12 protein-coding genes are annotated in these 13,269 nt (G+C 64.1%); 7 read left to right on the forward strand and 5 right to left on the reverse strand.

All coding sequences use genetic code 11. The features are described 5' to 3' along the window. Window positions 1–169: 169 nt before the first annotated feature. Entirely contained in the window at window positions 170–1,423 is a 1,254-nt protein-coding gene (gene sorA / locus H3H39_RS15010) for a SorA family sulfite dehydrogenase catalytic subunit (protein WP_182154204.1), read from the forward strand. A gap of 10 nt (window positions 1,424–1,433) precedes the next feature. Continuing rightward, the gene (sorB, locus tag H3H39_RS15015) at window positions 1,434–1,778 is read left to right on the forward strand and encodes a SorB family sulfite dehydrogenase c-type cytochrome subunit (protein ID WP_182154205.1); all 345 of its coding nucleotides are present in this window, start codon (window positions 1,434–1,436) and stop codon (window positions 1,776–1,778) included. Window positions 1,779–1,860: 82 nt separating this feature from the next. On the opposite strand, the gene pcp is transcribed toward sorB, so the two are convergent. Genes pcp through H3H39_RS15030 form a run of 3 tightly spaced genes read right to left on the reverse strand, consistent with a single transcriptional unit; the run spans window position 1,861 to window position 4,201 of the window. Beyond that, a complete protein-coding gene (pcp, locus tag H3H39_RS15020; protein WP_182154206.1) occupies window positions 1,861–2,511 on the reverse strand; it encodes a pyroglutamyl-peptidase I in 651 nt (216 codons plus the stop codon). Between the two features lie 14 nt (window positions 2,512–2,525). Then, window positions 2,526–3,482, reverse strand: coding sequence for a DUF979 domain-containing protein (locus H3H39_RS15025; RefSeq protein WP_182154207.1), 957 nt, complete (start codon window positions 3,480–3,482; stop codon window positions 2,526–2,528). After that, window positions 3,479–4,201: a DUF969 domain-containing protein gene (locus tag H3H39_RS15030; RefSeq protein ID WP_182154208.1), complete on the reverse strand. Its 723-nt coding sequence runs from the start codon at window positions 4,199–4,201 to the stop codon at window positions 3,479–3,481. Before H3H39_RS15030 ends, H3H39_RS15025 begins: the two co-directional genes overlap by 4 nt. Window positions 4,202–4,397: 196 nt before the next feature. On the opposite strand from H3H39_RS15030, the gene H3H39_RS15035 reads away from it, so the two are divergent. Further along, on the forward strand, window positions 4,398–4,910 hold the full coding sequence (locus H3H39_RS15035) for a MarR family winged helix-turn-helix transcriptional regulator (protein WP_182154209.1): 513 nt from the start codon (window positions 4,398–4,400) through the stop codon (window positions 4,908–4,910). A gap of 105 nt (window positions 4,911–5,015) precedes the next feature. Here the strand turns inward: H3H39_RS15035 and H3H39_RS15040 are convergent, their stop codons facing one another. Next, on the reverse strand, window positions 5,016–5,204 hold the full coding sequence (locus H3H39_RS15040; RefSeq protein WP_182154210.1) for a hypothetical protein: 189 nt from the start codon (window positions 5,202–5,204) through the stop codon (window positions 5,016–5,018). 509 nt (window positions 5,205–5,713) lie between these two features. Continuing rightward, entirely contained in the window at window positions 5,714–8,023 is a 2,310-nt protein-coding gene (locus H3H39_RS15045) for a TonB-dependent receptor (RefSeq protein ID WP_182154211.1), read from the reverse strand. Window positions 8,024–8,609: 586 nt separating this feature from the next. Here H3H39_RS15045 and H3H39_RS15050 point away from each other — a divergent pair. The 4 genes from H3H39_RS15050 to H3H39_RS15065 all read left to right on the forward strand — a co-directional run bounded on the left by H3H39_RS15050 (window position 8,610) and on the right by H3H39_RS15065 (window position 13,267). Continuing rightward, window positions 8,610–9,614, forward strand: a complete 1,005-nt coding sequence (locus H3H39_RS15050; RefSeq protein WP_182154212.1) for a BMP family lipoprotein — start codon at window positions 8,610–8,612, stop codon at window positions 9,612–9,614. 70 nt (window positions 9,615–9,684) lie between these two features. Further along, complete coding sequence (locus H3H39_RS15055; protein WP_182154213.1) at window positions 9,685–11,214, forward strand: ABC transporter ATP-binding protein; 1,530 nt, start codon at window positions 9,685–9,687, stop codon at window positions 11,212–11,214. Beyond that, window positions 11,211–12,293 carry an ABC transporter permease gene (locus tag H3H39_RS15060; protein WP_182154214.1) on the forward strand — a complete coding sequence of 361 codons (1,083 nt, stop codon included), beginning with the start codon at window positions 11,211–11,213 and terminating at the stop codon, window positions 12,291–12,293. Before H3H39_RS15055 ends, H3H39_RS15060 begins: the two co-directional genes overlap by 4 nt. Window positions 12,294–12,295: 2 nt before the next feature. Continuing rightward, window positions 12,296–13,267: an ABC transporter permease gene (locus tag H3H39_RS15065; protein WP_182154215.1), complete on the forward strand. Its 972-nt coding sequence runs from the start codon at window positions 12,296–12,298 to the stop codon at window positions 13,265–13,267. Window positions 13,268–13,269: the final 2 nt, after the last annotated feature.

Genomic DNA, 13,269 nt, shown 5'->3' on the forward strand with positions numbered 1-13,269 from the left:
ACGAGAGGGAACTACGCGACTGTCGCTTTTGCAGCGCGCCGCGCTTGTCATTTGACGACAGCCTGCTGTCATTTGATGACAAAAACAACACAACATCCGCGACACGATTGACCGCGCCCCCGCGCGCCGGGCAGACTCCATTCCTATTCCCACCAGCATGGAGGCCCGCATGACCCAGTCCCAGAAACCGCCGGCGCTACCCTTGCCGCAACGGCGCGCATTCCTCAAGCAGGCCGGCACGCTGGGCGCGGCCGGCGCCCTGGGCGGCACCGCGCTGACGGCGCTGGCCGCCGCGCCTGGCCGCATCGCGCTGCCGTTCGAAAACGGTGAGCGCGAGCTGGTGGCTTACCCGCAAAAGCGTCCGCTGATCCTGCTCACGGCCCGTCCACCGCAGCTGGAAACGCCGTTCGCCATTTTCGATCAGGGCGAGATCACGCCCAATGACGCCTTCTTCGTGCGCTACCACTGGAGCGGCATCCCCACTTCCATCGACCTGAACGAATACCGCCTGAACGTGGGCGGCAACGTGAGCCATCCGCTGGCGCTCACGCTGGATGAACTCAAACAACTGGGCGATCCGGTCGAGGTGGTGGCCGTCAACCAATGCTCAGGCAACAGCCGCGGCCTGCTCACGCCGCGCGTGAACGGCGGCCAGTTGGCCAACGGCGCCATGGGCAACGCGCGCTGGACCGGCATTCCGCTCAAGACGGTGCTGGAAAAGGCCGGCATCAAGGCCGGCTCGGTGCAGGTCAGCTTCAACGGCCTCGATACGCCGCCGCTGGGCGACGGTCCCGATTTCGTCAAGGCCCTGAGCGTGGACCAGGCCATGGATGGCGAAGTGCTGCTGGCCTGGCAGATAAACGGCGCCGACCTGCCCGTGCTGAACGGCTACCCGCTGCGGCTGGTGGTGCCCGGCCACTACGGCACTTACTGGGTCAAGCACCTGTCGGACATCACGGTGCTGGAGCGTCCATTCGAAGGGTTCTGGATGAACCCGGCCTACCGTGTGCCCGACAATGCCAGCGCGAGCGTGGTACCCGGCACGGCGCCCACCAAAACGGTGCCGATCAGCCGCTTCAACGTGCGCTCCTTCATCACCAGCGTGGCCGATGGCGCGCAGGTGGCCCATGGCCGGCCGCTGGAAGTGCGCGGTATCGCCTTCGACGGCGGTTACGGCATCACGGAAGTGGCCTTCTCGGCCGACGGCGGCCGCAACTGGCAGGCCGCGCGTTTGGGCAAGGACCTGGGGCGCTACTCGTTCCGGCGCTGGAGCATCGCGTTTACCCCGCCGCGCAAGGGCGCGTACGAATTGAAAGTGCGCGCAGTGAACCGCATCGGCCAGAGCCAGCCCATGGACCCGTTATGGAATCCGGCCGGCTACATGCGCAATGTCGTCGAATCCACCCACATCGTCGCCGTCTGAGGAGCACCGCATGCGTCCATCCCTGTTTGTCCTGTCCCTGTGCTCCGCAGTGGCCGCGTTGGCCGCGCCGGCCGCGCTGGCGACGAGCATCGACCTGCCGCCCGAAACGGCCCTGTTCAAGCCCAGCACCCTGCCCGGCTACGAGCTGGTGCAACGCAACTGCATGCTGTGCCACTCGGTCCACTACATCCAGAGTCAGCCGCCCCAATCGCCGCGTGCCTACTGGGAAGCCACCGTCAAGAAAATGAAAAAGCCGTTCGGCGCGCCATTCCCGGAAAGCGAGATGCCGGCCATGGTCGACTACCTGGTCAAGACCTACGGCGCCGAACGACCGGCCGCCGCCGGCGTTAAATAACCGCACCGGCGAAGGGCCGGCCGATGGCACTGCGACCGTTCAAGCGCGGCCAGGGCGGCCATCGCCGGACCAGCGCGGCGTCTCAGTGGGTCACGCCACCCGCCTCGCGCAGGTCCACGTCATAGGCCAGTACCGTGCGCACGGCGATGCGCAAGGCTTCGATCATGTCGGCCAGCCGCATGCTGGGCGAGCCCGGATGGCGCGCCGCCTGCTGCGGCAGGTAAGGTACGTGAATCAAGCCGGCGCGCATGGTGGTGCCCCAGTCGGCCGCCTGGTGCATCAGGCTGTAGAACACATGATTGCACACGAAGGTGCCGGCCGTTTGCGACACGGAAGCCGGCAAGCCCGCCTCGCGCAGCTGGTGCACGATGGCCTTGATGGGCAAGGTGGAGAAATAGGCGGCCGGGCCGCCCGCCACCACCGGCACGTCCACCAGCTGGCGCTTGCGGTTGTCCTGGATGGGCGCGTCGTCGACGTTGATGGCGACGCGTTCAACCGTCATGTCGACCCGGCCGCCGGCCTGGCCCACCATGATCACGATGCTGGGCTGTACTTCCTCCACGATCTGGTGCAGCAGCTTGCTGGCCACGCCAAAAGCGCACGGCAGTTGCCGCGCCACCACCGTGAAATCACCTTCGTGCCAGTCGCCCAGCGCGCGCACGGCTTCCCACGACGGGTTGATGTCTTCCTGGTTGAACGGCTCAAAGCCGGTCAACAATACGATCTTGTTCATGCAATACACTCCGATTACCGGTACATCAGAAAATACAACAGGCCGACGTTGGCGGCCAACAGCGGCAAGGCCGTGGGAATCTGCGCCTTGATCACGCCATGTTTGTCATCCAGCTCCAGCAAGGCCGCCGGCACGATATTGAAATTGGCCGCCATGGGCGTCATCAAGGTGCCGCAGTAGGCGCTGAACATGCCGATGGCCGCCATCACGGCCGGATCGGCATGGTAAGTCCCCACCAGCACGGGAATGCCCACCCCGCCCGTCATCACGGGAAACGCGGCGAAGCCATTGCCCATGACGATGGTGAACAACGCCATGCCCACGCAGTACACGGCCACCGCCGCCAGGCGCGTGTCGAGCGCGAGCCAGTGCGTGACGACGTGGGCCACGGATTTGCCCACCCCGGCCTGCACGAACAGCAGCCCAAGCACGGCCAGCATGTGCGGCAGCACCACGGCCCAGCCCATGCTGTCGACCAGGCGCCGTGCCTCGCGCAGCGCCTGCGCCGGCGTGGCGCGGGTCAGCCAGCAAGCCGCCGCCACGGCCAGCAGCGCGCCGCAGCCAAGGCACACCAAGGTCACATTCTTCGCCTCCAGCAGCGGCAGGCCGCCCAGCCGCGCATCCTTGAGCAGCGTGGTGCCGGCGATGGTGACGGCCGGGATCAACAGCGCCGGCAGCAGCAGCCGGTGTCCCAGCCGCTGTGCGCTGGCGGCCCGTTCGGCGGCCGGCCGTTCGCCGTGGCGGCCCGGCAGTACGCCTCCAAAACCGGCCAGCAGCGCCATCACCACCATGGCCAGCCCCACCACTTGCGGCGGCAGGCGTTCGCCCGCCAGGTAGACCAGCGCATACAGGCCCCAGAACAGGGCCGCCGCGTGGCGCCGGGGATGGTGGCGGTCGCGCAGCGTCATGACGGCGATCAGCAGCAGCATGGCGCCGACCACCAGATAGAAAAAATCGAGGGTGATGGTCATGCGCCCTCTCCGCCCGCCGCCCGCACCAGCGCCTGCGCGCCCTCGCGCGCGATGCGCGCGTCGAGCCGGCGCAGCCGCCAGCCATGGATCACGAACGCGCTGACGGCGGTCGGTATGCCCCACAGCGCCATGCGCAGCGGGTCCACATCCAGCCCTTCGCCGCGCAGGATGGTCTGCATCAGCACGATGGCGCCGAAGGCGACGAAGATATCCTCGCCGAAGAACAGGCCGACGTTGTCAGTGGCGGCGGCCATGGCGCGGATGCGCTGGCGCAGCGCCTCGCTGATGCCGGGATGGCGGGCGGCGGCCAAGCCTTCGGCCATGGGCGCCACCAGCGGCCGCACCATGGTGGGATGGCCGCCCAGGCTGGTCAGCCCGAAGGCTGCGCTCAGTTCGCGCGCCAGCAGGTAGGCGATCAGCAGCCGCCCCGTGGTGGCCGAGCGGATCCGCGTCACCACGGCCTGGGCGTGCTCGCGCAGGCCGTAGCGTTCCAGCAGGCCGATGGCGGCCAGCGGCAACAGCAGGATCAGCGGCAGGTTACGGGTCTTGACGAAAGCCGTGCCCAGCGCGGCCAGCCAGTCGCCGGGCGGCATGGCGACGGCCGCACCGGTGGCGGCGCAGGCGGCCACCACCACCAGCACGGGATGGATGCGCAGCGCGAAGCCGGCCACGATCACGGCCACGCCGATCAAGGGCCACAGATTGACGGCTGCCTGCATGCTCACTCCTCCCGCGAAAAAACGCTGGCATGATCTTACCCCAGCCCGTCGCCGGCGCGTTGCAGAAACATTCTAAAAAGCAATTCCAGTCGTTCCGCTGCCACGCGCCACGCGCAAAACGCATAAAAGTTTTCTTTGACAGTAACAAGTTAGCACGCTAATATTTATTCAACTACCAATCTTAGCAAACACCACCATGTTGGAACTCAAGGATTTACCAAGCTTCGACACCTTGTCGCAATTCGCCAAGCTCTACCCCAATCCCGATATCGACGGGGTGCAGACGTGGCTGTTGCTGTCGCGCGGCTGCAGCGACATGATGGCCGAGTTCGAGGCGAATCTGGCCCGCCACGGCCTGTCGCAAACCAAGTTCTTCGTGCTGTTGCTGCTCAAGCGCAATCCGGACGGCATGGGCGTGGGCCGGCTGGCCGAGGGCGTGAGCGTCTCCTCGCCCACCATGACGGGCATCGTCGACCGGCTGGAGCAGGCCCAGTTGTGCCGGCGCGAGCAGGACGTGAACGACCGCCGGGCGTGGGTGGTGCGCCTGCTGCCGGCCGGCGAGGCGCTGCTGGCACTGGCCCTGCCCGAACATTACCACTGGGTGGCCCAGCTCATGAGCGTATTCAGCCCGCAGGAACGGGACCAGTTGCGCGGCCTGATGCGCAAACTCACGACCAGCCTGGCCGACAACAAGGCGATCGCCGCCTAAGCATAGCGCTGCTGCTGTGCAGCCTGGCCAGCAACCTGGAAAGCATGATTGTGTTCCGCGTAACCGTAACTGGGGACGTAACACCATGAATGGAACGGGAAAATGTTACGCCACCATGTCGCGCGCAGCGTCGCGGCAATCGGCGGCCAGCCGCCAGCGCGCCTCGCCAGGGAACCGCAGCCAGAGCGCACTCCACGTACGGGTTCCGCAGCCATAGGCATTGACGAATTGCGATGGCGATGGCGAGACATGAAACACTTCGTTCGGCAGGTGGACAGGGATGGGGTAGCTCATTTTGATCTCCAGGCTAAAACTTCTAAATCGATCCAGAACGCTCTGGATCGTTCTATATCGCTCTATTTCGCTCTGGAACAGCTCTAAAACGGTCTAAAAATGACAGCGAGAAACCGCATATTTCTCTAAAACGCTCTAACTTCTATTGTCTGCTCCTGCTAATTAGACAAGTTTAGAGTGGAGTAGTTCAAATTCTCTTAAAATAGGCCCAACTAGAGCGCTTTAGGCGCATTAGAGCCCTTCTCCAAAAAAGCGCAGCAAGGTGGGTATAGGCGCGCGCGCCGGGATCAAACGATCCACTTCGATGCAGGGGGATTTGCACAGGTACGCTAGTTCGCCTTCGTCGACGTGCCGCTCGAGCGCACGGACGCGCATAGGCGCCGCTTCCTGGCCAAACCGGCCGCCACCGGGCAGCCGGGCCACACCAACGCTTGACGACGGTGTTGAAAAAACAGCCCGCGCACTTTGCGGTACGCGGGCTGTGGAGGGAGTGACGAAACGACGACGGCTTAGAAGTTGACCTTGAACGTGGCGCCCCAGGTGCGCGGTTCGTTCAGCATGCCGGTCAGGTTGTCGATGTCGATGGCGCCGATCAATTGCTGCTTGTTGGTGATGTTGCGGCCATAGGCAGCCACTTCATACTTGCCGCCGTTCCAGCGGTAGCCGGCGCGCAGGCCGCCTTCCGTCAACGGCTTGGCCTTGTGCTCGGGCGCTTCGTACAGGAAGAAGTTGTAGCTGCTGCGGTAAGTCCAGTCGGTGTAGGCATAGAACTCGCCGTCGCCCACTTCCTTGCTGTATTTCAGCGTGAAGTTCAGCTGGGTCTTGGGCGCGCGCGGCAGCGGGTTGCCGTCGACAATGGACATGCCAGGGACCTGGGGATTCTTGTTACTCGGCGAGCAGCCCGAGGCTGGATTGTTGGTGTAACTACCGCAGTACTGCACGAACAGGTTCTTGTCCTTGATCTCCGTGTCGTTGTAGCTGCCGCCCAGGGTCATGCTGAAGGCGTCGCTCAGATTGGCCTGGAAGTCCACTTCCAGACCCTGGCCCGTCACCTTCTCCGCGTTGACCAGCTGGTTCATGTTGACGGCGCCGCTACCGGCCGTCAGCTGCTTGTCCTTGACCCGGTACTGGAACAGGCTGGCCGACAAACGGGCCCGTTTGTTGAACAAGTCCTGCTTGATGCCGGCCTCATACGACAGCGCTTTTTCCGCGCCGGCGAATGATGGCTTGTCGCCCAGGCTGAACAAACGGCCCTGCATACTGGGCGCGCGATAGCCGGTGGCGATACGGCCGAACAGGTTGGTGCTCTTGTCGAGCTCGTAGGTGCCGCTCACGTCCCAGCTCACGTTATGGGAAGTGTTGTTGAGCGGGTAGTAGGTGGTGCCGGTCGGTTCCACGCGGCTGGCCGCGAAGTCCTTCTTGTCGTTGGTGTAGCGCAAGCCGCTGCGCAGCTTGAGCTGCTCGGTGACGGTGTAGTTGAGCGAGCCGAACGCGGCCCACGACTTGGCGTCCTGGGTCTGGGTCGAGTACTTGGGCGACAGCGGATTGCCTGGCGTGAGGGAATCGAAACCGATGCTGTCGATGCGGATATGCTCATCGAAGTAGAATAGGCCGGCGATCCACTGCAGCGGGCCCTTATAGTTCGATTCGGCACGCAACTCCTGCGAGAACTGGTGGTGGCTGGGCAGCAGGTCGGCCGTCTCCAGCGTGAACGGGATCACGCCCGGGCCGTTCGGCTGCGCGGCGACCACGGGACCGCAGAACAGCGAGCAGCCATAACCGCCATCGACGTCGCCACGGCTGTAGAAGTCCAGCGTCTCGTAGCCCGTGATCGAGTGCAGCGTGATGTCGGCCAGGTTGTACTTCAGGCGGATATTGCCGCCCTTGGTCGTCAGGTTCTGGTGGTTCTGGCCATCCGACGGGTAGGAACCGTAGTCGAAGCCATCCACCAGGTCATTGCTGCCCTTCTTGATGATGTTGGCGCGGAACAGGGTGGCGCTGCCGTGGTAGTCGCGCTCATGGTAGTTGAACAGGGCACTGAAATCCTTGCCCGGCTGGACCAGCGCCTGCAGGCGGAACGCCTGGTCGCCATAACCTTCGAAGTCCTGGGTGCCCGTGTTGGGATTGGGGTTGGTGTTATGCACGCGGTTGCCGCGGTGCTGGCTGGTGCCCGAGAAGCGCAGCGCCACCGTATCGCTGACAGGGATGTTGAACATGCCTTCGGCCGTCTTGGCCGAGTAATTGCCGATGCCCAGCGTCAGATAACCTTCCTGGCGGAACACAGGCTTGGCCGAATCGAACTTGATCACGCCGGCCGGCGAATTGCGGCCGAACAGCGTGCCCTGCGGGCCGCGCAGCACTTCGATCTGGTCCACGTCGAACACGGGGAAACCCTTGAGCATGGCGTTTTCCTGGACGATGTCGTCCATCACCAGGCCCACGGGCTGGGAGGCGTTCAAGTCGAAGTCGGTATTGCCCAGGCCACGGATGTAGAAGCGGGGGAAGGTGCGGCCATAGTCCGATTCCACGTTCACGCTGGGCGAACGGCCGGCCAGGAAGCGCACGTCGGCCGCGCCGGAGGTGATCACGTCGAGCTTGTCGCCTTTTAAGGTGGCGATCGACATCGGCACATCCTTGATGTTCTCGGCCCGGCGCTGGGCCGTCACAATCACGGTTTCCAGCTGACCGGGCACGGCCTGCTCGGCGGCGGGCGCGGCCTGCCCAGCTTCATCGGCCATGGCCGCGTGCAGCGGGAAGGCGCCAGCCACAGCCAGCGCGATCAGCGTGCGGGTGGCGATACCAGTACTTTTTCTTATCATGAGTGCTACTCCCATTGGTCAAACACCAGGTTGAAATTCCGTGCCGGCAGCCGGATGGGCTGGGCCGGAGATCGGTCATCGCGCCCGCAAGGTTGGCAGGCGGTGAAAACATGTGAAATCCCCCACATTTGCCTTTGCATTCTGCAAAGTAAGGGCCATGCTAGCACGCGAATTGCTCGCAAATATTCATATCTATTTCATATAAATAAGGAAGAAAAAACGTATTTGCCGAACATATCCCGGCTGTAGCATAGTAGGGGAAGGACCCTGCACGGGCATGGCCGACGCCATTGCGGCCCCGCCCTATGAAGTAGCGCAGCTCCAGGTCTTTCCGATGGGACTAAATTTTTTCCTATCGGACAAAAAAGCAACAACGAGTAAGAATATTGACTTCAAATTACTGTTGCCGCCCTGCGACAACGGACATTCAAGCTTGCATAAAACGCTATTTTTTGGACCGCGAGGGAAGCCTGGGACGGCAACGGCGCCCGCGCCGCGCGCGGCGCCCCTGGCCAGATTAAATGTTGCTAAATTAGATGTTTCGGCCAATAAAAATATACAATATCGATCTTCCAGGAGCCTATTCATGAAACTTTCACCATTCAGTTTGACGATCGCGGCGTTCGCCGCGGCTGGCGCGTGCGCCAGCGCGTCCGCGGCTGACCCTAAGCTGGGCATCGTGTATGACGCAGGCGGCAAGTTCGACAAATCGTTCAACCAGTCCGCCTTTGAAGGCGCTTCGCGCTTCAAGAAGGAAACCAACATCAATTTCATCGAAGTACAGGCTTCCAGCGACACCCAGGCCGAGCAGATGCTGCGCGGCCTGGCCCGCAAGAACCTGGACCTGATCGCTTCGATCGGCTTCGCCCAGACCCAGGCCGTGCAGAAGGTGGCCAAGGAATTCCCGAAAGTGCACTTCGTGCTGATCGACGGCGTGGCGCAAGGCGCCAACGTCAATTCCGTCACTTTCAAGGAGGAGGAAGGTTCCTACCTGGTGGGCGTGGCCGCCGCCATGGCCTCCAAGTCCAAGAAGCTGGGCTTCGTGGGCGGCATCGACATTCCCCTGATCCGCGCGTTCGCGTGCGGCTATGAGCAGGGCGCCAAGGCCACCGCGCCCAAGGTGGAAGTGATCCAGAACATGGTGGGCACCACGGCCGCCGCCTGGAACGACCCCGCCAAAGGTGGTGAGCTGGCCCGCTCCCAGTTCGACCGCGGCGTGGACGTGGTGTTCGCCGTGGCCGGCGGCAGCGGCATGGGCACGCTGCAAACGGCCAAGGAAAAAGGCAAGCTGGGGATCGGCGTGGACTCCAACCAGAACGCCCTGTACCCGGGCGCCGTCCTGACCTCCATGGTCAAGCGGGTCGACAACGCCATCTATGACTCCTTCATGCAAATGAAGAACGGCACCTGGAAGGCCGGCGTCACCGCCAAGGGCCTGAAGGAAGGCGGCGTGGACTGGGCGCTCGACGAGAACAACCGCAAGCTGATCACGCCCGAGATCGAAAAGCGCGTGATGGGCGCGCGCAAGGACATCATCGACGGCAAGGTCAAGGTGATCGACTACCGCGCCGCCAACCACTGCCCCGCTTAATCTCCCGCTTCATGACATGACGCGCCGCCGGGGTGATCCCCCGCGCGGCGCGTTTTAACTACATACTCCTATGCAGCCAGCAGTTGAATTTCGCGCCATCTCCAAGCAGTTTGGCGCCGTGCGGGCCAACGCGGACGTCTCGTTCTCCATCGCCAAAGGCTCCATCCACGGCCTGGTGGGGGAGAACGGCGCCGGCAAATCGACCCTGATGAGCATCCTGTACGGCTACTACCGTGCCGACAGCGGCCAGATCCTGCTCGACGGCCAGGCCCAGTCCATCCGCACCAGCCAGGAAGCGATCCGGCTCGGCATCGGCATGGTGCACCAGCACTTCATGCTGGTCGAGAACATGACCGTGCTCGATAACGTGATGCTGGGCGCCGAAGGAGGCTTCCAGCTGGCCGCCCAGCGCCCCACCGTGGAAGCGCGACTGCGCGAGATCTGCGCCCGCTACCGGCTCGACGTCGACCCGCTGGCCACCATCGCCGACCTGTCCGTGGGCGCCCAGCAGCGGGTCGAGATCCTCAAGCAGATCTACCGCAGCGCCAACATCCTGATCCTGGACGAACCGACGGCCGTGCTGACGGCCCAGGAGACGGCGTCCCTGTTCGACATCCTGCGCCTGTTCAAGGAGCAGGGCAAAACCATCATCCTGATCACCCACAAGCTGCAGGAAATCCTCGACATCACCGACACCGTCACCGTGATGCGCGGCGGGCGCGTGATCGGTGCCGTGCCCACGGCCGGCACCACCAAGGAGGAACTGGCCAACATGATGGTGGGCCGTCCGATCGAAAACAACCTGCCGCGCGCGCCCTACCACCCCGGCGCGCCCGTGCTGACGGTGGACAACCTGCAATTGCAGGACGCCCAGCAGGTCAAGCTGCTGGCCGATATCGGCTTCACGCTGCGGGCCGGCGAGATCGTCGCCGTGGCCGGCGTGTCCGGCAATGGCCAGAGCGAGTTGATGGAAATTTTGGCCGGCATGCGCCTGCCCACGTCCGGCAAGCTCACCTACCTGGGCCAGGAACTCCCTTACGGCAAGCGCCACGACGCCGACGGCCTGCCGCTGGCATTCCGCGAACTGGGCATCGCCCACGTGCCGGAAGACCGCTTGCGCGACGGCGTGGTGAAAAGCTTCTCCGTGATGCACAACACCATCCTCGGCTACCAGGACCAACTGAAGAACCGCTGGGGCCTGTTCGACTTCAAGGCCATCGCGGCCCGCTGCGCCGGCCTGATGAAAAAATTCGACGTGCGCCCCGCCAACGGCGACTTGCGTATCGGCCTGCTCTCGGGCGGCAACCAGCAAAAGGTGGTGATCGCGCGCGAAGTGCTGGCGCAACCGAAGCTGATGCTGGTGGGCCAGCCCACGCGCGGCGTCGACATCGGCACCATCGAGAGCATCCACACCCAATTGCTCGCGCTGCGCGACGCCGGCGTGGCCATCCTGCTGGTGTCGGTCGAACTGGAGGAAGTGCGGGCGCTGGCCGACCGCATCCTCGTCATGTGCGGCGGCCGCATCACGGGCGAACTGAAAATTGAGGAATTCGACACCACCCGCATCGGCCTGCTGATGGGGGGCATGCATAAATCATGAACAATCACGACCTGCCACGCTGGGCCACGGCCTTCGTCCTGCCCATCCTGAACCTGCTGTCGGCCATGCTGGTCGCGGCCGGCGTCATTTATCTGCTGGGTGAAAGCCCCACCGAATCGCTGGGCATCCTGCTCAACAGCGCCATCCTCAATCCGGAAGGACTGGGCTATACGCTGTTCTACGCCTCCACCTTCATCTTCACCGGCCTGTCCGTGTCGATCGCCATGCAGGCCGGCCTGTTCAACATCGGCTCGGAAGGCCAGATGTATTTCGGCGGCCTGGGCCTGACCCTGGCCATGCTGGCCTTCGACAGCACGCTGCCGGCATGGGCGCTGATCCCCGCCGCCATCGCCGGCGCCGCCCTGTTCGGCGCGCTGTGGGCCTTCCTGCCCGGCTACCTGCAAGCGAAACGGGGTAGCCACATCGTCGTCACCACCATCATGTTCAACTTCATCTGCGCCTCGCTGATGAACTTCATCATCGTCAAATACCTGATCCCGGCCGGTGAGCAGAACACGGCCAGCCGCGCCTTCGCCGACGCGGCCGCCATGCCGCTGCTGAACCAATGGTTGCCTGTGCTGGGCGAGACGCCGCTCAACATCAGCTTCCTGTTCGCCATCGTGGCGCTGGCGATCTACGGCGTGGTGGTCAGCCGCTCCGCCTGGGGCTTCAAGCTGCGCGCCACCGGCCAGAACCCGCACGCGGCCCACTACGCCGGCATCCGTTTGTCGAAGATGGTCATCACCGTGATGCTGATCTCGGGCGCGCTGGCCGGCCTCGGTTCGGTCAACTCCATCCTCGGCTCGACCCACTACCTGAGCCTGAACTTCGTCGGTGGCGCCGGCTTCATCGGCATCGCCATCGCGCTGATGGGACGCCAGCATCCGGTCGGCATCTTCCTGTCGGCCGTGCTGTTCGGCACGCTGATCCAGGGCGGCTTCGACCTGTCGCTGGAAAAGCCGAACATCCCCACCGAGACTTTCATCTTCATCCAGGGCTTGATCATCCTGTTCTGCGGTGCGATGGAATACTTCTACGCGCCGGCCATCGCCGCCGTCCTCAAGCGCACGAAAGGCTGACCATGACTTTTGCAGACCTCCACCTCGACAGCGTGCTCGTCTCGACCGTGCGCAACGCGCCGGTGCTTATCTTCGCCGCCATGGCCGGCCTGTTCGCGGAACGCTCGGGCGTGATCGACATCGGCTTGGAAGGCAAGATCCTGGCCTCGGCCTTCGTCTCGGCCGCCGTCGCTTTCGCCACCCAGAATCCCTGGTATGGCGTGGCGGCCGGCATGGCCATCTCGGTCGCGCTGGCCATGCTGCAAGGCTACGTGGCCATCAGCCAGAAGGGCAACCAGCTGGTGGGCGGCATCGCCATCAACATCGCCATGAGCGGCCTGACTTTCGTCGTGGCCCAATTCTTCTTCCAGCAGGGCGGCCGCACGCCGGACCTGGGCCAGGCCCGTTTGTTCGACGTGGTGCTGCCCGGCTCCGCCGCCGTGGACAACATCCCGTTCCTGGGCTGGCTGTACGCGCACCTGATCGGCGGCCATTCCGTGCTGGTGTACCTGGCGTTCGGGCTGGTGCCCGTGGTGCACTGGGTGATCTACCACAGCCGCTTCGGCCTGCGCCTGCGCGCCTGCGGCGAGAACCCGCACGCGGCCGACGCGGCCGGCGTGAACGTGGAACGGCAGCGCTACCTGGCCATGCTGGTGGCCGGCGTGCTGTGCTCGTTCTCGGGCGCCTACCTGGCCATCGTGCAGAGCGGCTTCTTCCTGCGCGACATGTCGGCCGGCGCCGGCTACCTGGCCTTGACGGCCATGGTGTTCGGTAACTGGCGGCCCGTGTACACCTTCCTCGGCTGCCTCATGTTCGGCTTCTTCGGCGCCGTGCAGATCCAGATCGAAGGGGTGGACCTGCCCGTGGTGGGCCGCATTCCCGGCTCGCTGATCCAGATGGTGCCCTACGTGGTCACCGTGATCGTGCTGGCCGGCCTGATGGCCAAGTCGGTGGCGCCCAAGGCGCTGGGTACGCCGTTCGTCAAGTCGCGCTGAGG

Source organism: Rugamonas apoptosis, assembly GCF_014042355.1.
GTDB classification, from domain to species: Bacteria; Pseudomonadota; Gammaproteobacteria; order Burkholderiales; family Burkholderiaceae_D; genus Rugamonas; species Rugamonas apoptosis.

What these genes read in the sequence shown, in the direction of transcription:
- sorA (WP_182154204.1), top strand. Translation starts at nt 170, where the DNA reads ATGACCCAGTCCCAGAAACCGCCGGCGCTACCCTTGCCGCAACGGCGC.
- sorB (WP_182154205.1), top strand. Translation starts at nt 1,434, where the DNA reads ATGCGTCCATCCCTGTTTGTCCTGTCCCTGTGCTCCGCAGTGGCCGCG.
- pcp (WP_182154206.1), bottom strand. Translation starts at nt 2,511, where the DNA reads ATGAACAAGATCGTATTGTTGACCGGCTTTGAGCCGTTCAACCAGGAA.
- H3H39_RS15025 (WP_182154207.1), bottom strand. Translation starts at nt 3,482, where the DNA reads ATGACCATCACCCTCGATTTTTTCTATCTGGTGGTCGGCGCCATGCTG.
- H3H39_RS15030 (WP_182154208.1), bottom strand. Translation starts at nt 4,201, where the DNA reads ATGCAGGCAGCCGTCAATCTGTGGCCCTTGATCGGCGTGGCCGTGATC.
- H3H39_RS15035 (WP_182154209.1), top strand. Translation starts at nt 4,398, where the DNA reads ATGTTGGAACTCAAGGATTTACCAAGCTTCGACACCTTGTCGCAATTC.
- H3H39_RS15040 (WP_182154210.1), bottom strand. Translation starts at nt 5,204, where the DNA reads ATGAGCTACCCCATCCCTGTCCACCTGCCGAACGAAGTGTTTCATGTC.
- H3H39_RS15045 (WP_182154211.1), bottom strand. Translation starts at nt 8,023, where the DNA reads ATGATAAGAAAAAGTACTGGTATCGCCACCCGCACGCTGATCGCGCTG.
- H3H39_RS15050 (WP_182154212.1), top strand. Translation starts at nt 8,610, where the DNA reads ATGAAACTTTCACCATTCAGTTTGACGATCGCGGCGTTCGCCGCGGCT.
- H3H39_RS15055 (WP_182154213.1), top strand. Translation starts at nt 9,685, where the DNA reads ATGCAGCCAGCAGTTGAATTTCGCGCCATCTCCAAGCAGTTTGGCGCC.
- H3H39_RS15060 (WP_182154214.1), top strand. Translation starts at nt 11,211, where the DNA reads ATGAACAATCACGACCTGCCACGCTGGGCCACGGCCTTCGTCCTGCCC.
- H3H39_RS15065 (WP_182154215.1), top strand. Translation starts at nt 12,296, where the DNA reads ATGACTTTTGCAGACCTCCACCTCGACAGCGTGCTCGTCTCGACCGTG.